Below are 18,323 nucleotides of genomic sequence, written 5' to 3' on the forward strand. Positions count from 1 at the left end.
ACGAGAGGACCGGGATGGACGTACCGCTGGTGCACCAGTTGTTCCGCCAGGAGCACGGCTGGGTAGCTAAGTACGGAAGGGATAAGCGCTGAAAGCATCTAAGCGTGAAGCCCCCCTCAAGATGAGATTTCCCAATTCGTAAGACCCCTTGAAGACGACGAGGTAGATAGGTTGGAGGTGGAAGTGCAGCAATGCATGGAGCTGACCAATACTAATCGGTCGAGGGCTTATCCTAAAAACACTGAAAAGTGGTTAAAACGCAAAACGTTTCGTATCTAGTTTTCAAGGTTCAACCTTGAATCGTTTGGTGGCGATAGCGGAAGGGTTCCACGCGTACCCATCCCGAACACGACCGTTAAGCCTTCCAGCGCCGATGGTACTTGGACCGAAGGGTCCCGGGAGAGTAGGACGTCGCCAAGCACGAAAAACCGTTGTTGATCATTCAACAACGGTTTTTTTTGCATTCAATTCGTAACATCCATTTAGGCGAAACATATCACTACATGCCACTTATTGTTTTTCATCCACTTGGAGTACCTGAAACTCATGATTTCTTCCGTCACAGCCGGTAAGAACATATTCAACCATCGCTTTGTCGTCTTTTTTCTCCAATCGGTCACAAACATAATTCACGATTTCCGACGAACCGTATTTATCCTGCGAAGGATCATAGCGAAGAGCGATTCGATCGTCGGCATGGCTCAAGGCATAAAATATGGGGTCCCCCTCAACGGTATAGCGGACTATCCTTACGATAGCGATGGATTGCTCCATAAATTGATCCAGCTTCTCAAGGTTACTGACCTTGCCGTGAGTATCGATGACATCCTCCGCTTTATTAATTTTGGGGGAACAGCTAGTCAAAAAGACAGCAAGAAGCAGCGCGTTTATCAAGGTGAAGCAAAGAGAACGGTTCATCATGGAACCCTCCTTGTGTAAGATATGGTTACCATGTTAAACGCTTGATACACAAGGAGGTTGGGTAATAATGAAACGAATTCTTGATCAAAAGAACATAAAGCATCGGAATACGAGATCAGACCTGCATTTATCTTAGGGTTCAAGAGAAAGAACTTATTTTGCGGGAGTTGCCGGGGGAGTCGTACGTCTTTGGCCGTAAGGCAGAACTTCAACATCAGCCTGTAAGACAGATCCATCTCTCCAATAACGAATCATGGCGGATTTATGAGGCTCCATCGAGGTAATGGCTTCTTCAAATTCGTCATAGGAAACGATCGGCGCACCGTTCAGTTCCGTCACGACATCATTCACCTGGAGGGTACCGTCCGCTGGTGAGTCAGCTGCGACCTGGGCGACTTTGACGCCCGAAACTTGGCTGCTTGAAAACGTCAAATGGTTGACGCCGATCCAGCTTTTCCAGAAGCCGGCCCGCAGGTCCTCTTCATGTTCCAACACGCTCCGCATGTTGTTCATAAAGCGATAGGTACCGTAGGCCATGTTCTCCATCTCCATGATCCCCAGGTCACCGCTCCATAAACCGGTATACTCGATGCCGACCTCCGTTCCATCCGGATGGGGCTTCAGCGTCCATATGGTCAATTCGTTTTGTTCATCCGCAAGCACCAATCTTTGTTCCGGAACGATTTCTTTTACGGTGCCGGTGTAAGAGACGCCCCAACCGTAATCCAGCTCGATGATTCCTCCGACGCGGAGCTCCAGGGTATAACTTTTCGTTTCCCATCGGTTGCGCTCTTCCGGAACGGTCAGCCCCCTCCATACTTTTTGGGGTGAAGCTTTAATCACGATACTTCGTATGACGCTCCTATAAGTTTGATCCATCCTCAGATTCCTCCTCCAACCATTGCTTCAAATTCGACAGTTTGTCCTCCAGCAGAAGACCCAGCTCTTCCTTCAGCCGTTCATACTGCTGTTGATATACCGAACGGTTCAATCGGTAGTAGCAGTACCTTCCTTCTCTTCTTTCTTGAATCAACCCTTCATCCAATAAAATGGCCAAGTGCTTTTTTACGGCTGGCTGGGAAATGGTAAATTGCCTCACCAGCTGCGATTGCGTCTGTTCCTGATGAGCGACAAGGTTTAGAATGTGCCGCCGAACAGGATCGGATATAGCCCGGTAGAAGTCTGTCATGTTGATTCCTCCAATGTATAACCTTTTGGTTATGCGATGAAGTATACGACATTTCGAACCGTATGTAAATACCTGGATGTGTTGAGGGATAACGAAATCATCGAAGTTTAGTGAAATAACCTCTTTACACAACCACAAACCTAGTGTACTATTTAACTATAACACTAACACAAAGGGAGTGGAGACATGAACGGAGCTTTTGACAACAATTCGGATGCCGTGGTACTCCGTGCAGATAAGATAACCAAAACGATCGGGAACCGGAACATTGTGGATGAACTGTCTTTTGATATCAAGCGCGGAGAGATCGTGGGCCTCTTGGGACCGAACGGTGCGGGTAAAACGACGACCATCCGCATGATCGTGGGACTGATCAAAATGTCCAAAGGAGATGTTATCGTACGCGGCCACAGTATCCGGAACGAATTCGTCAAGGCCATTCGGCATATCGGGGGAATTATCGAAAACCCGGAGTTTTATCCTTACATGAGCGGCTACGATAATTTGAAGCAGTATCAGCGAATGTCAGAGGGCATAGAAGAGTCAAGGATTCACGAAGTCGTGAAGCTGGTTGGACTTCAGGATGCCATTCACAAAAAAGGTTCGGGCCTATTCCCTGGGGATGCGGCAAAGACTGGGGATCGCCCAAGCGCTGCTGCATGATCCGTCCATTTTGATTTTGGATGAACCGACAAACGGGCTTGATCCGGCAGGCATTCGGGAAATGCGGGATTATCTGAAGCACATTGCGAAGGAAGAAGGAATCGCGGTCCTGGTTTCAAGCCATCTGTTGTCGGAGATGGAGCTGATGTGCAGCAGAGTTGTTGTCATACAGGAAGGAAAGTTCGTCACCGAGCGTGCAATAGGGGAAGAGAAGCAGGAAGAGCAGGTTACCGTCAATTTCCGTGTACATGATCCACAGGCTGCCCTTGAAGCTTTGCATAAGCTTGACAGCGTAGAGGTTCTGGGTGTCCAAACGGATAGAAAGGAAGTTATGGTTCAGGTTAAGGATGAGGCGATACCGCTGATCATTAAGGTGCTTGGCGATGCCGGAGTTGCCATCTACCGGATCGAGGAAATGAAGCAATCGCTCGAAGAGGAATTTTTGAAATGGACAGGAGGCGGCCGCATTGCGTAGCTTTGGTAATCTGGTCATCAATGAATGGCAGAAAATGTATAAAAAGAAAAGTTTCTTTCTACCGTATGCGTTACTGGCGGCGATGGTGGTTTTTGTAGGCTATATGATCGTAACCTTTTCGGAAGATAGTGCGGGGACGGGTATGGAGTTCGCCAAACTGGCCGTTGCCTCCAAAGGGATGGGGCAAGTTCTAACCATTCTAGCGATTGCAGTCACGGCCGGATCGGTGGCCAAGGAACACAGTTACGGGACGATCAAGCTGCTGCTGATCCGGGCGCAAAACCGCGGCAAAATTTTGGCTTCCAAATACGCCGTGATCCTGATTTACGTCATTTCGTTAATTGCCTTAATGCTTGCCGTCGGCTTTGCGACCGGAGCTGCCCTGTTCGGCATGGGGGAAGGCTCGACAAACTGGCAAGATGTCGTGATGGCAGCGGTTTATAATCTGGTTTACACCATGCTATATGTCACGTTTGCTTTTGCCGTCGGCATTGTGACCAGGTCGACCGGACCCGCCATTGGCATCGGGATGTTCATGCTGATGATCGAAAGTCTGGTAAACCAGCTTTTGGCCCGTTACGCTTGGTATAAATATCTGCCGTTCATCAATGTGGATCTGTCGATGTACAGCAATGGCTCAGCCGGCCCGATTCCGGGGATGACGCTGACGTTCTCCGCGGCGGTGCTGGCCGTATATCTCCTCTTGTTTCTTCTCGTCGGCTTTGTTACGTTTAAAAAACGGGATGTCGCATGAGTGAGCCGATGAATGGATCAGAGGAGAGCGGCGGAAAGGAGTTAACCCGAAAGTGACTATTGAATTCGATAATAATCTGCCGATCTATTTGCAAATCATGAATTACATCAAACGCGAGATTATAACCGGAAAGCTGCAGCCCGGAGACAAAATACCGTCCGTCCGCGAGCTGGCATCCGAACTTCAAATTAATCCTAACACGGTCCAGCGCACCTTCCAGGAGCTAGAACGGGAAGAGATCGTAGAAACGCGGCGTGGACTGGGCCGATACGTGACAAGTGAGGGATCCAAGATCATGACGATAAAAAAAGAAATGGCCGGGGAATTGATCGACAATTTTATCCGGGGCATGCGGGAACTCGGCTTTAGAAACGAGGACATCTTGTCCATCGTAGCCGAGGCGGTTAACGACAAGAGCAGGGAATCCAGATAGGATGGTGGGAACGAGCGTGGAACAATTGATGCAATTTCAAGGCGTATCGAAAAAATACGGCGGCAAAATAGCCCTGGATAACGTGTCCCTCAGCATCGGCAGCGGTAAAATCATCGGTCTCCTTGGAACCAACGGCAGCGGCAAAAGCACGCTGATGAAGATCGCGGCAGGGCTGGCACAGCCCTCATCGGGCACGGTTGCGATTAAAGGAAAGCCGGTTGGGCTGGAAACCAAAGCTATCGTGTCCTTTATGCCGGACCGCCCGATGACGGAATTGTGGATGAAGGTATCGGATGCAGTTCAGTTTTTCAAAGATTTTTATGCCGACTTTGATATGGAGAAAGCACAGCATATGCTTCAGTTCATGAATCTGAATCCGGGAGACAAGATCAGCTCCCTGTCCAAGGGGATGAACGAGCGCCTGCAGCTGACGCTGGCCTTGTCCCGCAACGCGTACCTCTACATGCTGGATGAGCCGATCGGCGGCGTCGATCCGGTTGCCCGGGGCAAAATCCTTGACGCCATCGTCGAGTTTTATAATGAGGAGAGCAGCATCATGATTTCAACCCATCTCGTAAGGGACATTGAACGGATTTTTGACGAGGTGGTTTTTATCCGCGACGGCGAAATCGTCATGCATGAGGAAGTAGAAAATATTCGTCTGAAACACGGAAAAAGCGTGGATGAGATGTTTAAAGAGGTGTTCGCGGAATGATAAAGCTCCTAAAATACGACTGGAAAAGGAATGCCAGCCCGGTTATGGGAATAATAGCGGTACTTCTGATCATTCAGATTTCAATTACAACGGTTGGAACGATGCGCAATTGGGAGATCGGCGTTATGCTGGTTCTGAGCATGCTGGCGTATAGTGCGGTAAGCATGACTTTGTTTGTCATGGTATGCAGAACGTTTGATCAGAACATTAAAGCTTATAACCGCCGGCTGCTGCCGGTAAGGCCTATAAACAGTATTTTTTCCTCATTGATACAGTCATTTATCAGTTTATTGGGGGTTATGCTGCTTGTTGCTGTTCATTTATGGATCTACGTTAACATGGAGGATGGCGATAGATTCATTGTATGGGGGGGACTGACGACAGAAGGCATGGTTGCAACCGGTTTGGCCGCTGTCTGGAAGTTCACTTTCATTATCATTGTTATTTTTTTCTGCATTACCGTGTCTAGGGCTGTTCGGGTCAAAGGTAACATCTGGATCGGGATTATTCTTTTCTTTGTGATCACGAACGCCACGTCATGGCTGGAAAGCAAACTGGATATGGCCGGTAACATATGGGTTTCCCCTATGTTCACGGTCTATATTAAAGAGGGGGGCTCCACGGCCTCCGTCATGAACGATACCATTCAAATCCCTTGGATGCCGGTGGTCCTTGAGCTGCTGTTGGCAGCAGGATTCATATATGGCATGGTTAAACTGATTGACCGCAAGATTGAGGTGTAGAACGAGATCATGGAAAAATACATCAGCGGATGATGGACAATATCCGCCGATGAAGAAGAATAAGCTGCCTCCGTTATTACTGACGGTGGCAGCTTATTTTTGTTTTTCGCTATTGCCGTCGCCGGATTCATGGCTGTATGCACTGGTTCAATGACTATAGCTTGAGTTTGTTATCTTTTCTGGAGGAATCCGGCACGCAACAAAGCATTACTCTAATTTCAACCTGAGGTTTCCGTAGGATCCATGGCTATGGCAGCGAAAAAATCTTGTTAAATCGCAAGTTTTAGAGAAAAACTTGAAACTTCGAGGATGATTGGTGTGCCCGCCCAAACCATGTCTCCATTCAATTGAAGCGTCAAAATATTATTGTTTACTTGGTATAGCTGGCCTTGTTGCAATAAACCGTTAATATATAAATTCATGTAACTGTTTGCTCCTATTGCCACAGGTTCGTTGACGGGGGCTCCATTATCGTCCGTAAACTGACTGAGTGGAATATCAACCGTACCTGTTAAGTCTTCAGGAGTAATAAATAAATACCGTTCGACGGCAGGTATGACGGTAATATCCGCTATATTAACAGGAGGTCCTTCGGGTCCCTGGGGCCCTGGAATCCCTTGAGGTCCCTGAAGCCCGTCGGGTCCTGGAGGCCCTGGAATCCCTTGAAGCCCTTGAAGCCCGTCGGGTCCCTGGGGCCCTGAAGCCCCTTGAGGTCCTTGAAGCCCCTGAGACCCTCTTGGCCCCTGCGGTCCTCGGAAGCCTTGCGGCCCTCGTTTGCAATGCCTCTTTTTTTCTGCGGCATGCTTTTTTTATCATGATGTATCTTAGAAAAGAATCGCCTATAACGGTCCCTTTCTAATACTTTCTTTTTCTTTCTTTTCTTTGGTCTTGATCCACAACGAACTTTAATCGTCTTAGGCAACATTTTGCCACCTCCTCGGTTAAATATCCACATTTGAATTCGCAATATGATATGGCATTTTGCAATTTCTGGACAGGGCGGATCACTAACCATTCGGGTATTTCACTCAGAAAATTGTCCTTGCTGCCTTTTTGACTTGGTTGTTTTGCCGTTCCTATTCTTCGGTTCCGGACATTTAATGAATGGAGGGCGAGTCCCTCGCAGAACTTCTTTAATAGAAACGGAGGTGACAAAATGCCGGTTATCAAACCTGTTTTTTCTGCTGTTGCAACGGCGCCGGTAGCTTCAGGCGGTGCAATCACCACTACGGTAACTCCGGTGGCCAGTCGTTTCTTCACAGCGATAACGGCCGATATGATCGCGGGTGGAGTTACCACAATTGCCGCTGCCAGCTTTGTTGACGATGCCGATGCTGCAGTTGTGGCGTTGCCCGCCCTTGCAGCGACGGATTATTTCAATGTATATATCAATGGTGTTTTGCAGCAGCAATCTTTATCCACGTTAACAACAGCCAGTCTGGTATTGGCAACGGTCGATATCGTCGTCGGTGTGCCCGTTACTCTAGAAATCGCCAGCTTTGGCGGCACCACATCAACGATTACAACTCAGCCAACCATTTCCGCCCCAACCATCACCATTATCACTTAGTTTTTTCTAGGTTCCTTGAAGGAACGCCATTTGCAAGCCCGGAGAAATCTGGTTGCACCTGTCCCGAAAGCAGTACCTCTGGACAAGCTGCCCATTCTCCGGGCTTTTTTCCGGGAGCCGAGTTTTTTATGCCGCAGATGAGTGCGATATTTAGGTTTCGTATTATCTTTAACCGAAAATGCATAATCTTCATGTAAGTTAACGGAGGTTTTTGTTAATACTTATAATAAAAACGGCAGCAAGATATCCAATGACTCAAACGTATGCCCGTTAAAACGAAGATTAAACCCCTTGGCAAAAATGAAAAATGTGCTATAATAAACTTAAAGTCAAAGAAAGTCAAAGTCAGCGAGATTGGGTTCTAAACCGGATCATCCGGTTAAAAATTAATGTATGGGCAAGGCTCTGTGAGGACGCGTAAGATCGATTACGGCTTATCGTTTCAAGCAGTGGAGGATGAACAAACATGCGTAATATCTCTGATATTATCGAACAGTATTTGAAGGGAATACTGCAGGACAGCAAAGAAGGAACCGTTGAAATCCAGCGGAACGATCTGGCTGAACAATTTTCCTGCGTTCCTTCCCAGATCAATTATGTGATCAGCACCCGCTTCACTCTGGAGAAGGGGTATATTGTTGAGAGCAAGCGTGGAGGGGGAGGTTATATCCGCATCCAGCGGATCGAGCTTCCGCAGCATACGGCGCTTCACCACCATCTACGCCATACCATCGGTTCCGACATTGATCAGACGGTTGCCGAAGGCCTGATTTACCAGCTTGAGGAATCGGGTTTTCTGACAAAGCGGGAGGCTTGCCTCATGCGGGGGGCAATCTCAAGGGAATGCCTGAATGTCAAACTGCCTTACCGAGACGAGCTTCGCGCAAGAATCCTGAAGGCGATGCTGATCTCATTGTTGGGAAAGTGAGTCTGTGTCATAAGGAGGGGCAAGAATATGGTGTGTCAAGAATGCGGTAAACGTCCGGCGACGCTCCATTTCACCAAGATCGTGAACGGAGAGAAGACCGAATTTCACTTCTGTGAAACCTGCGCGCGTGAAAAAGGGGAACTGATCCCCGGCGCATCCAACGGTTTCTCCATCCACAGCCTGCTGTCGGGCCTGCTTGATCTCGATCCGGCAGGCAAAGGACAGGTCTCCGGCTCAAAGGCGCCTGAGATGCTGCGCTGCGAGGAGTGCGGCATGACGTACTCCCAATTCAGCAAGCTTGGCCGGTTTGGCTGCAGCTCCTGTTACAAATATTTCTCGGACCGACTGGATCCGCTGTTTAAAAGAGTTCACGGCAATACCGCCCATGTCGGCAAAATTCCGAGACGAAGCGGCGGTCGCATCCAGATGAAGCGACAAATCGATGAGCTCAAGAAGGAACTGCAGTACCGGATTGTTCAGGAAGAGTTTGAGGCAGCCGCGGAAATCCGTGACCGGATCCGGGAACTGGAGAGGGGTATGGCTCAGGGCTAGCCCGCCAGTTCGGCTATATATCAAGTTGCACTTAAAGTGGGAGGAATGCGTGATGTCGAATCTCCGGTTCACCGAACAGGCGCTTAGCGAATGGATGCGCGGAAACGGACAGGATTCCGATATAGTCATCAGCACCCGGGTTCGGGTGGCGCGCAATCTGCAGCATCTTCCTTTTCCGCTGCTTGCGACCAATCAGCAGTCGGGAGAAGTGCTGGACCGCCTGACCGGCGTTTTAAACGATGGGAACGAGTTTAAGGATTTAGGACCACTTCATACGATTCGTTTGGACGACATTGACGATTTGGATAAAAGAGTGCTTGTCGAAAAACATTTGATCAGCCCGAGCCTGGCCAATGAGTCGAGGAACGGGGCCGTCATTCTTAATGAGGATGAATCCGTCAGCATCATGATCAATGAGGAGGACCATCTTCGGATTCAATGTTTGTATCCCGGATTTCAGGTCCGGGAGGCTTGGGAAAAAGCCACCGAGCTGGATGATCTGTTCGAGGGCAAGGAAGATTATGCGTTTGATGACAAGAGAGGTTACCTCACCAGTTGTCCGACAAATGTCGGAACGGGGCTTCGGGCCTCGGTCATGATGCACCTGCCTGCACTGGTGATGACGCAGCAGATCAACCGCATTTTATCCGCCGTGTCCCAGGTAGGACTTACGGTGCGCGGAATTTACGGGGAAGGCAGCGAGGCTGTCGGCAACCTGTTCCAAATCTCGAACCAGATCACGCTGGGACAGACGGAATCGGAAATCATCGACAACTTGCACAGCGTCGTCCTGCAGATCATCGAGCACGAGAAGAATGCGCGGGAAAGATTAATGAACGAATCCCGGCTTCGGATTACCGATCGGGTAATGCGTTCTTACGGGATTTTGTCCTACGCGGCCGTTATGGAGTCGAAGGAAGCGGCCCAGCGGTTATCGGATGTAAGACTCGGCGTGGATCTCGGTCTGCTGGACGGACCGTCCGTTTCGGTTATGAATGAACTGAATGTGATGACGCAGCCGGGGTTTCTGCAAAAAAAAATACGGAAATACGATGAATCCCGGGGAGCGGGACGTTTACCGCGCGAAGCTGATCCGGGAAACCTTGGCGAACAAGGAACATGAATAGGACCCTTGGAATTTTTGCAAAAATGAAAAAAGCGGTTTAAAATCACGGTATATAGGCTCCAAAGCATCACACCGTCTATATATTGCACATGGAATCGTATTTTGCAAAATCCTTCAGAGATATCAAACCATCAATCATGGAGGTGCAATACTTATGATGTTTGGCAGATTTACGGAACGTGCGCAAAAGGTGCTGGCGTTGGCTCAGGAAGAAGCGGTACGCTTGGGCCATAACAACATCGGCACAGAACATATCCTGCTGGGATTGATCCGGGAAGGCGACGGCATTGCGGCCAAAGCGCTGATCGGCCTCGGGCTCGGTCTGGAAAAAATACAGGATGAAGTCGAAACCTTGATTGGCCGCGGACAAGAGCAGCCGACCAACATCGCATACACGCCTAGGGCGAAAAAAGGTGATCGAGCTCTCGATGGACGAAGCGCGCAAACTGGGGCACACGTATGTGGGCACGGAGCATATCCTGCTCGGCCTCATTCGTGAAGGCGAAGGCGTAGCCGCCCGCGTCCTTAACAACCTGGGCATCAGCTTGAATAAAGCGCGTCAACAGGTGCTTCAGCTCCTCGGCAGCAGCGAGGCCGTATCGAGCCATCACGGCCAGCCGCAGAATGTGAACACTCCGACGCTGGACAGCTTGGCGCGCGACCTTACCGCGATTGCCAAAGAAGGCAATCTGGATCCGGTCATCGGCCGGAGCAAGGAGATCGAACGCGTCATCCAGGTGCTCAGCCGCCGTACGAAGAACAATCCGGTTCTGATCGGCGAACCGGGCGTAGGTAAAACCGCGATCGCGGAAGGCCTCGCCCAGAAAATCATTAACAACGAAATTCCCGAGACGCTCCGCGACAAGCGGGTCATGACGCTCGATATGGGCTCCGTGGTAGCGGGAACGAAATACCGGGGCGAGTTTGAAGACCGGTTGAAGAAAATCATGGATGAAATCCGCCAGGCGGGCAACATCATTCTTTTCATCGACGAGCTCCACACCCTGATCGGCGCCGGAGGCGCGGAAGGCGCCATCGACGCGTCCAACATCCTGAAGCCGTCCCTGGCACGCGGCGAGCTGCAATGCATCGGCGCTACGACGCTGGATGAATACCGCAAGTACATTGAGAAAGATGCCGCGCTGGAACGCCGCTTCCAGCCGATTACGGTGGATCAGCCTTCACCGGAAGAAGCGATTCAGATCCTGTACGGCTTGCGAGACCGATATGAAGCCCATCACCGGGTGAAAATTACAGACGAGGCCATTGAACAGGCCGTGCGGTTGTCGGACCGTTACATTACGGACCGCTTCCTGCCGGATAAGGCGATTGACCTTATTGACGAAGCAGGATCGAAAGTTCGCCTGCATACGTATACCATCCCGCCAAACCTGAAAGACCAGGAAGCGCGTTTGGAAGATATCCGCAAGGAAAAGGACGCCGCCGTCCAAAGCCAGGAATTCGAGAAAGCGGCAGCGCTTCGCGATACCGAGCAGAAGCTGCGCGAGGAGCTAGAAATCACGAAGAACCAGTGGAAAGAAAAACAAGGCCGTACCGATTCCGAGGTTACGCCGGAAGACATCGCCGATGTCGTGGCAATCTGGACCGGCATCCCTGTAAATAAATTGAAAGAGGAAGAAACCGAGCGCCTGCTGAAGATGGAAGAGCTGCTCCACGGGCGCGTCATCGGACAGGAGGAAGCCGTTAAGGCAGTAAGCCGTGCAGTCCGGCGTTCGCGTGCCGGATTGAAGGATCCGAAACGTCCAATGGGCTCCTTTATTTTCCTTGGTCCTACCGGCGTGGGTAAAACCGAGCTTGCCCGAGCGCTTGCCGAGGCGATGTTCGGGGACGAGAACGCTGTCGTCCGGATCGATATGTCGGAGTATATGGAGAAGCATTCGACCTCCAGACTGGTCGGGGCGCCTCCGGGATACGTCGGTTATGACGAAGGCGGCCAGCTGACCGAGAAAGTGCGCCGCAAGCCATACTCCGTCGTACTGCTCGACGAGATCGAAAAAGCGCACCCCGAGGTGTTCAATATCTTGCTCCAAGTGCTGGAGGATGGACGTTTGACGGATTCCAAAGGCCGCGTTGTCGACTTCCGGAATACGCTGATCATCCTGACCTCAAACGTCGGCGCAGAAGCTATCAAACGCAATTCGACGCTTGGCTTTACGGCTGTCCAGGACGCCGGCCGGGATTACAACAACATGAAGGACAAAGTGATGGATGAGCTGAAGAAGAGCTTCCGTCCCGAGTTCCTGAACCGGATCGACGAAATCATCGTATTCCACTCTTTGGAAGAGAAGCATATCGCGGAGATCGTTACGCTGATGTCCGACGAGCTTCGCAAGCGCCTGCGCGACTTCAACGTGGAATTCCAGCTAACGGATAAAGCCAAGGCATTCCTTGCGAAGGAAGGATATGACCCGGCCTTCGGCGCACGGCCGCTGCGCAGGGCGATCCAAAAGCATATCGAGGACCGTTTGTCCGAGGAGCTGCTGAAAGGGAATGTGGCCAAAGGCGATCATTTGGTAATCGATGAGGAAAACGGCGAGCTGACCGTTACCAAAACATCGACCGAATCCGCAACGGCGAAATTTGAATAAAGCAGGACATTTATATTTGGGAAGCCCTGCCGGCAGGAATGCCGGCGGGGCTTCTTTTTTGAAATTTCCGGTATTTGGAGTCCTCTTCTTGGAACCGGTTCACGTTTCGATGTAAACTTTTCGATTAGGCTTTACGATGAAATATAATAAATGGTAAACTTTGATTAATGCCTGATTTTGTACGTTTTTGACGATTTTGGGCATAGGATGGTCAGCATAAAGGAGAGATCATGGCTAAGACTAAAACGAAGTTCTTCTGTACCGACTGCGGCTATGAATCGCCGAAGTGGTACGGAAAATGCCCGGGCTGCCAAGCCTGGAATTCGATGGTGGAAGAAACAGCTACCGTAATCAAGACGCAAGGGATGAACTCTCCCGTTTTTCATAGTAAAGAAACGCCTGTATCGATCATAAATATAGAAGGCGGCAAGGAACCCCGGATCGAAACCGGAATTAAAGAACTTAACCGGGTACTCGGCGGCGGTCTCGTCCCGGGTTCGCTTGTTCTTGTAGGCGGTGATCCGGGGATCGGGAAATCCACGCTCCTGCTTCAAACGTCCAATCAACTGGCACGGGGAGGCCTTCGGGTTCTTTACATTTCCGGGGAGGAATCGGTGCGTCAGACGAAGCTGCGAGCCGATCGTCTCGGTGCATTGTCGCCCGAACTGTTTGTACTGTGCGAGACAAACCTCGAAAGCATCGAGGAGGCAATCGAGAATGTCCAGCCGCAGTTTGTGGTCATTGATTCAATCCAGACGGTATATCAGCCGGACGTGTCCAGTGCGCCGGGAAGCGTGGCCCAGGTCCGGGAATGCACCGCACGGTTTATGCGCATTGCCAAAGTAAAGGGCATCGCTACCGTACTGGTCGGCCATGTAACGAAGGAAGGCGCCATTGCCGGTCCTAGATTGCTGGAGCATATGGTGGATTGCGTACTGTATTTTGAAGGAGAGCGGCATCATACGTATCGGCTGCTGCGCGCGGTAAAGAATCGGTTTGGCTCCACGAACGAGATCGGCATTTTCGAGATGGGAGAGGATGGACTCCGCGAGGTGGGGAATCCGTCGGAACTGTTCCTGTCCGAACGTCCGCTGGGGGTCGCCGGATCGACAGTCGTGGCCAGCATGGAGGGGACAAGGCCTGTCCTGGTTGAACTGCAGGCACTGATTTCCTCGACGCATTTTCCATCCCCCCGTAGAATGGGAACCGGTGTGGACCATCACCGGATGAATTTAATCATCGCCGTGCTTGAGAAACGGATGGGCATGTTTTTGCAGAATCAGGATGCTTACCTGAACGTCGCCGGAGGCGTAAAGCTGGATGAACCGGCGGTGGACCTGGCGATTGCCGTGAGCATCGCTTCGAGTTTCCGCGATATGCCGACGAAGCCGTATGACGTTATATTTGGGGAAGTAGGCTTGACCGGGGAGGTCCGTGCCGTTTCAAGAGCGGAGCAGAGGGTAAAGGAGGCAGAGAAACTCGGATTTAAACGGGTTTTGATGCCGGAGAAGAGCCTTAAGGGTTGGAAGCATCCGAAAGGCATACAAATTATTGGAGTCAATACCGTGGCAGATGCATTAGCGGTTGCGTTAGATTAGGGGGCATACTAAGGTGAAAGAAACGAGCCAACTGGACAAAATGAATGATCTGCTGAAGCTTGTGGCACCGGGTACGCCGTTCCGAGACGGGCTTGAAAACGTACTGCGGGCCAAGACCGGCGCCCTGATTGTCGTCGGTTACAGTCCAGAGGTCATGGAAGTCGTCGATGGCGGTTTTTCCATCAACTGCGATTTCTCGCCGAACTATCTGTACGAGCTGGCCAAGATGGACGGCGCCATTATATTGAGCGAGGACCTCAAGCGGATTTTATATGCAAATACGCAGCTGATTCCGGATTCTTCCATTGCATCTATCGAAACGGGAATCCGGCACCGGACGGCGGAACGGGTAGCCAAGCAAACCGGGAAATTGGTCGTCTCGATATCCCAGCGGCGCAATATTATCACGCTGTACCAAGGTTCCATCCGGTATGCGCTGAAGGAAATCGGCGTGATCCTGACCAAGGCGAATCAGGCTATTCAGACGCTGGAAAGGTATAGGGTCGTGCTGAACCAATCGCTGACCAACCTGTCGGCCTCCGAGTTTGAGGAGCTGGTAACGATTCACGAGGTCGTGAATGTGATTCAACGGGTTGAAATGGTGCTCCGCATTAAAAAAGAAATCAAGCGCTACATCAACGAGTTGGGGAATGAAGGCCGCTTGATCAGCATGCAGATGGAGGAACTAGTCAGCAATATTGAAGAAGAGGCATGGTTTTTATATGCCGATTATGTACGGGACTACAGCGAGGATAAAATCCGCGAAATCATTCTGTCGCTCAAAAGACTCACGGACGACGAGCTTTTGGATATTCACCACATCATCCGATTGCTTGGGTATCCTTCCTCGGCGGTTGCCTCGGATGAAGAGGTATTGCCCCGCGGCTACCGGATTTTGAACAAAATCCCGCGTCTGCCTAATGTCATCATCCGTAATCTGGTCGACCGGTTTGAGGATTTGCCGAGCATTATGTCGGCAACCATCGATGAACTGGATGAGGTCGACGGGATCGGAGAGGTGCGCGCGCGTACGATTAAGGAAGGATTGAAGAGGCTGCAAGAGCAAGTATTCATTGACAGACAAATGTAAATCTCATACAATCGATGAATGTGATGTAAAAATTAATGAGGTGAATATACAAATGACGAAGTCAATTCCGAACATGTTTACGCTTGGTAACCTGTTTCTCGGAATGATTGGCATTATCTTGGCGGTAAACGGAAAGACAAGTTCGGCTGCCATTATGATTATCATAGCCATGCTTCTCGACGGACTCGACGGCCGGGTTGCCCGCGCGCTCAATGCGCAAAGCGAATTCGGCAAAGAACTGGATTCTTTGTCTGACGTTATTTCATTCGGCGTTGCTCCTGCGCTGATTATGTACAGCGTTTCATTTATGGATATTAACCATGCTCTGGCATGGACGGTTACAGCAATCTTCCCGATGTGCGGGGCGCTTCGCTTGGCACGTTTTAACGTTCGCCCGGGAATCCCGGGATATTTTGTCGGCCTCCCGATCCCCGCTGCCGGCGGCGTTCTGGCTACACTGGCTCTGTTTCATGAAGAGATTACCGTTCCTTATATGATGATTGCGATGTTATTGCTTTCTTATCTCATGATCAGCAGTGTCAAGTATCCGAACTTCAAAAAAAATCGGGCTCCCGAAAAAAGCGATCAAATTCACGCCGATTGTCATTATCGCGGCCGTGTTGGTGGCCGTATTCTTTCCGGAACAGACCTCCATGCTGATCTTTGTTCCGCTCGTGTTATATGCTGGATACGGCTTGAAGCAAAACTTCCGCAAGCTGAACCGCAGGCACCGTGAAGAGGACCGGAAATCGGATGAGGCATACCACTCCTCGGATCGTTGATCGTTTATACCTGAATGAACCGACTTATGAGAAGCGGCCTTGTATGAGGCCGCTTTTTCCTGCCGTAACGGCCCCCCAAGGAATGCACACAGACAATAGATGTTTATAGGTTACCTAAATAAAAAAGCATTTATTTTCCTGTCGAACGACAGCAAAATAAATGCTTTTTTTAAATATAAAAGGGTACAGATTTTCATCCATACTTCGCTTAGGTTTCCCCCAGAAACGCATCTTCGCCACTTGAGAAGGTGGGAGGCGTTTCCGGCTTGAGTATATAAGGTGCATTGTTCACGTTCTGCTACGATAGGTTAAACAGCCCGAGCGTTGAGCATTTCTGCGACTCCTTGATCACAACCTCATCGAGCTGAATATCCAACAGGTTGGCCAAGGCCGACATATAAAACAAATTGCGGCCAAGCTCGGAGCTGACGGCTTCACGGCAGTTCTCGCATAAATGGCCATCCACATGGGTACCGACCAATTCTTTGGCCGTTTCGAGATCCGAACCAACATCAAAGGTTTGCTTCGTGGCGTGCAATTCAATGCAGCCGCATTCCGTAATGGCTTTAGTTACGGCTCGATTGACAGACGCATTGCTTTGTCCGTTCTTGGACAGCACATCCAGCAGACTGCGGTGACGGAGCAACAATTCGGAAACTTGGTCCTGAAATGCCTGTAAACTAGGAGCGCTCATTTTTCAACATCCACCTCGATCTCGATATTTATGAATTGAGTTCATTATATTCCACACTTTTAAAGGATTTCAACCAGATAAGATGCCGGGAGGCGGCATAAATATGGAATTTCCTCATGTTATCACCTTAACACAAGCGGGCCGGGAAAAGGCCATTAAATTCATATTTTTGCATGAATTCTTCCACTTCGTACCCTTAGCTTGAGAAAAAATGGACCGGACAGGATTACGAGGCGAAGAATTGGACCATACTGGAAAATATAAAATGAATAAATTCAAAGGAGGTGCGCCGAACCCATGTTAAAAAAAAGCTATTTTAGCATTTACGGTACTATGCGGAGCATGGTGCGGTTATACGTTATATCATACGGTGGAACGGTCGTTCCCCGAGCTCTCGCTGGTGTTTGGACAAGGATTGTTTGCGGGAGGAAGCGGCGTGTTTGCCCTGCTGGGCGGTTTGTTGTTCGGCATGATCGCCACGCTGGCGGCTGACCGTTTTACAGGCAGGCTCCAGTCCGTCATCGCATCGTTCTCAAATATTCCGATGAACGAGCTTGCCGCAGGCACGGCGGGGTTGCTCGGAGGGCTTTTGCTCTCGCTTCTGCTATCCCCCAGTTTGGCTTGGCTGGGCCAGGGCGGGCGTCTACTTCAGGTAGGAATCACGCTGCTTGGCGGATATATCGGGCTCAGAATCGGCTTGGAGAAAAAGGATGAGCTTGCATCCCTGTGGATGTCGGGAAAATGGAGTCAGGGAGCCGAACCGGAAGCGCAGAGAATTGAGGAACATAAAATTTTGGATACAAGCGTGATTATTGACGGCAGAATCGCCGACATATGCAAAACCGGATTTATCGAGGGGACGATTGTCATCCCGGAATTCGTACTTGAGGAACTTCAGCATATCGCGGATTCGTCGGATTTGCTGAAGCGAAACCGCGGCCGGCGGGGTCTGGATATCTTGAATAAGATCCAGAAGGAGCTGGACGTGAAGGTGCTCATTTATGAAGGGGATTTTGAAGAAATATCCGAGGTGGACAGCAAGCTGGTCAAGCTTGCCAAGGTCCTGCAGGGTAAGGTCGTGACCAATGATTTCAACCTGAACAAGGTGTGCGAGCTGCAAGGCGTGTCCGTGCTTAACATAAACGACTTGGCCAATGCCGTTAAACCTGTCGTGCTGCCGGGAGAAGAAATTTTGGTGCAGATTATCAAGGACGGCAAGGAGCATGGACAAGGCGTCGCTTACCTTGACGACGGAACGATGATCGTTGTGGAGGGCGGACGCGATTACATCGGCACGATGATGGAAGTGCTCGTAACCAGCGTACTGCAGACATCGGCAGGACGAATGATTTTCGCCAAACCGAAACTGTTGGAAAAAGCCCAATAAACGGGGTATGATGGAAGATGTACATATTCCGTTTCCGAGTTTTTCGTCAGCCGATGTATCGGCTGCCGGACCGGAAAAATGAGAACAGGGGTTT

16 protein-coding genes, 2 rRNA genes and 4 pseudogenes are annotated in these 18,323 nt (G+C 50.3%); 16 read left to right on the forward strand and 6 right to left on the reverse strand.

Annotated elements, in window-relative coordinates:
- Both XI25_RS26210 and rrf read left to right on the forward strand, forming a co-directional pair.
- A 23S ribosomal RNA gene (locus XI25_RS26210) occupies positions 1-235 on the forward strand; the annotation flags it as partial.
- 68 nt (positions 236-303) lie between these two features.
- Positions 304-420: ribosomal RNA gene (gene rrf, locus XI25_RS26215) — 5S ribosomal RNA — on the forward strand.
- Positions 421-510: 90 nt separating this feature from the next.
- Here the strand turns inward: rrf and XI25_RS26220 are convergent.
- The 3 genes from XI25_RS26220 to XI25_RS26230 all read right to left on the reverse strand — a co-directional run bounded on the left by XI25_RS26220 (position 511) and on the right by XI25_RS26230 (position 2,110).
- A complete protein-coding gene (locus tag XI25_RS26220) occupies positions 511-921 on the reverse strand; it encodes a DUF4362 domain-containing protein (RefSeq protein ID WP_082112512.1) in 411 nt (136 codons plus the stop codon).
- 153 nt (positions 922-1,074) lie between these two features.
- Positions 1,075-1,800 carry an SRPBCC domain-containing protein gene (locus XI25_RS26225; RefSeq protein ID WP_046680929.1) on the reverse strand — a complete coding sequence of 242 codons (726 nt, stop codon included), beginning with the start codon at positions 1,798-1,800 and terminating at the stop codon, positions 1,075-1,077.
- The gene (locus XI25_RS26230) at positions 1,784-2,110 is read right to left on the reverse strand and encodes an ArsR/SmtB family transcription factor (RefSeq protein WP_052759774.1); all 327 of its coding nucleotides are present in this window, start codon (positions 2,108-2,110) and stop codon (positions 1,784-1,786) included. Before XI25_RS26230 ends, XI25_RS26225 begins: the two co-directional genes overlap by 17 nt.
- A 186-nt stretch (positions 2,111-2,296) precedes the next feature.
- Here XI25_RS26230 and XI25_RS26235 point away from each other — a divergent pair.
- The 5 genes and pseudogenes from XI25_RS26235 to XI25_RS26255 all read left to right on the forward strand — a co-directional run bounded on the left by XI25_RS26235 (position 2,297) and on the right by XI25_RS26255 (position 5,893).
- Positions 2,297-3,248, forward strand: a pseudogene (locus tag XI25_RS26235) (ABC transporter ATP-binding protein).
- On the forward strand, positions 3,241-4,002 hold the full coding sequence (locus XI25_RS26240) for an ABC transporter permease (protein WP_046680930.1): 762 nt from the start codon (positions 3,241-3,243) through the stop codon (positions 4,000-4,002). The pseudogene XI25_RS26235 and the gene XI25_RS26240 overlap by 8 nt, the downstream one beginning before the upstream one ends.
- 52 nt (positions 4,003-4,054) lie before the next feature.
- The gene (locus XI25_RS26245) at positions 4,055-4,435 is read left to right on the forward strand and encodes a GntR family transcriptional regulator (RefSeq protein ID WP_046680931.1); all 381 of its coding nucleotides are present in this window, start codon (positions 4,055-4,057) and stop codon (positions 4,433-4,435) included.
- Between the two features lies 1 nt (position 4,436).
- Positions 4,437-5,150, forward strand: a complete 714-nt coding sequence (locus tag XI25_RS26250) for an ABC transporter ATP-binding protein (RefSeq protein ID WP_046680932.1) — start codon at positions 4,437-4,439, stop codon at positions 5,148-5,150.
- Positions 5,147-5,893 (forward strand): hypothetical protein, encoded by a 747-nt coding sequence (locus XI25_RS26255; protein WP_046680933.1) that lies wholly within the window; start codon positions 5,147-5,149, stop codon positions 5,891-5,893. The genes XI25_RS26250 and XI25_RS26255 overlap by 4 nt, the downstream gene beginning before the upstream one ends.
- A gap of 269 nt (positions 5,894-6,162) precedes the next feature.
- Here the strand turns inward: XI25_RS26255 and XI25_RS36575 are convergent, their stop codons facing one another.
- Both XI25_RS36575 and XI25_RS35420 read right to left on the reverse strand, forming a co-directional pair.
- On the reverse strand, positions 6,163-6,552 hold the full coding sequence (locus XI25_RS36575; protein ID WP_327204864.1) for a DUF4183 domain-containing protein: 390 nt from the start codon (positions 6,550-6,552) through the stop codon (positions 6,163-6,165).
- Positions 6,465-6,818, reverse strand: coding sequence for a hypothetical protein (locus XI25_RS35420; RefSeq protein WP_052759775.1), 354 nt, complete (start codon positions 6,816-6,818; stop codon positions 6,465-6,467). Before XI25_RS35420 ends, XI25_RS36575 begins: the two co-directional genes overlap by 88 nt.
- A gap of 231 nt (positions 6,819-7,049) precedes the next feature.
- Here XI25_RS35420 and XI25_RS26265 point away from each other — a divergent pair, with 231 nt between their 5' ends.
- From XI25_RS26265 to pssA, 8 genes and pseudogenes are all read left to right on the forward strand, one after another.
- Positions 7,050-7,463, forward strand: a complete 414-nt coding sequence (locus XI25_RS26265; RefSeq protein WP_046680934.1) for a DUF4183 domain-containing protein — start codon at positions 7,050-7,052, stop codon at positions 7,461-7,463.
- A 466-nt stretch (positions 7,464-7,929) separates the two neighbouring features.
- Complete coding sequence (locus XI25_RS26270; protein WP_046680935.1) at positions 7,930-8,391, forward strand: CtsR family transcriptional regulator; 462 nt, start codon at positions 7,930-7,932, stop codon at positions 8,389-8,391.
- A gap of 27 nt (positions 8,392-8,418) precedes the next feature.
- Positions 8,419-8,943, forward strand: coding sequence for a UvrB/UvrC motif-containing protein (locus tag XI25_RS26275; RefSeq protein WP_046680936.1), 525 nt, complete (start codon positions 8,419-8,421; stop codon positions 8,941-8,943).
- A gap of 52 nt (positions 8,944-8,995) precedes the next feature.
- Positions 8,996-10,070 (forward strand): annotated as a pseudogene (locus XI25_RS26280) (protein arginine kinase).
- Between the two features lie 153 nt (positions 10,071-10,223).
- Positions 10,224-12,678, forward strand: a pseudogene (gene clpC / locus XI25_RS26285) (ATP-dependent protease ATP-binding subunit ClpC).
- Between the two features lie 230 nt (positions 12,679-12,908).
- Positions 12,909-14,276: a DNA repair protein RadA gene (gene radA / locus XI25_RS26290; RefSeq protein ID WP_046680937.1), complete on the forward strand. Its 1,368-nt coding sequence runs from the start codon at positions 12,909-12,911 to the stop codon at positions 14,274-14,276.
- A 13-nt stretch (positions 14,277-14,289) separates the two neighbouring features.
- Positions 14,290-15,366: a DNA integrity scanning diadenylate cyclase DisA gene (gene disA, locus XI25_RS26295; protein WP_046680938.1), complete on the forward strand. Its 1,077-nt coding sequence runs from the start codon at positions 14,290-14,292 to the stop codon at positions 15,364-15,366.
- A 52-nt stretch (positions 15,367-15,418) separates the two neighbouring features.
- Positions 15,419-16,148: pseudogene (pssA, locus tag XI25_RS26300) on the forward strand (CDP-diacylglycerol--serine O-phosphatidyltransferase).
- A gap of 298 nt (positions 16,149-16,446) precedes the next feature.
- Here the strand turns inward: pssA and XI25_RS26305 are convergent.
- A complete protein-coding gene (locus tag XI25_RS26305; protein WP_046680939.1) occupies positions 16,447-16,842 on the reverse strand; it encodes a hypothetical protein in 396 nt (131 codons plus the stop codon).
- A 313-nt stretch (positions 16,843-17,155) separates the two neighbouring features.
- Here XI25_RS26305 and XI25_RS26310 point away from each other — a divergent pair, with 313 nt between their 5' ends.
- Positions 17,156-18,229 (forward strand): PIN/TRAM domain-containing protein, encoded by a 1,074-nt coding sequence (locus tag XI25_RS26310; protein ID WP_046680940.1) that lies wholly within the window; start codon positions 17,156-17,158, stop codon positions 18,227-18,229.
- Positions 18,230-18,323: the final 94 nt, after the last annotated feature.

This window comes from Paenibacillus sp. DMB20, from assembly GCF_000987955.1.
Taxonomy (GTDB): Bacteria; Bacillota; Bacilli; order Paenibacillales; family Paenibacillaceae; genus Paenibacillus_AQ.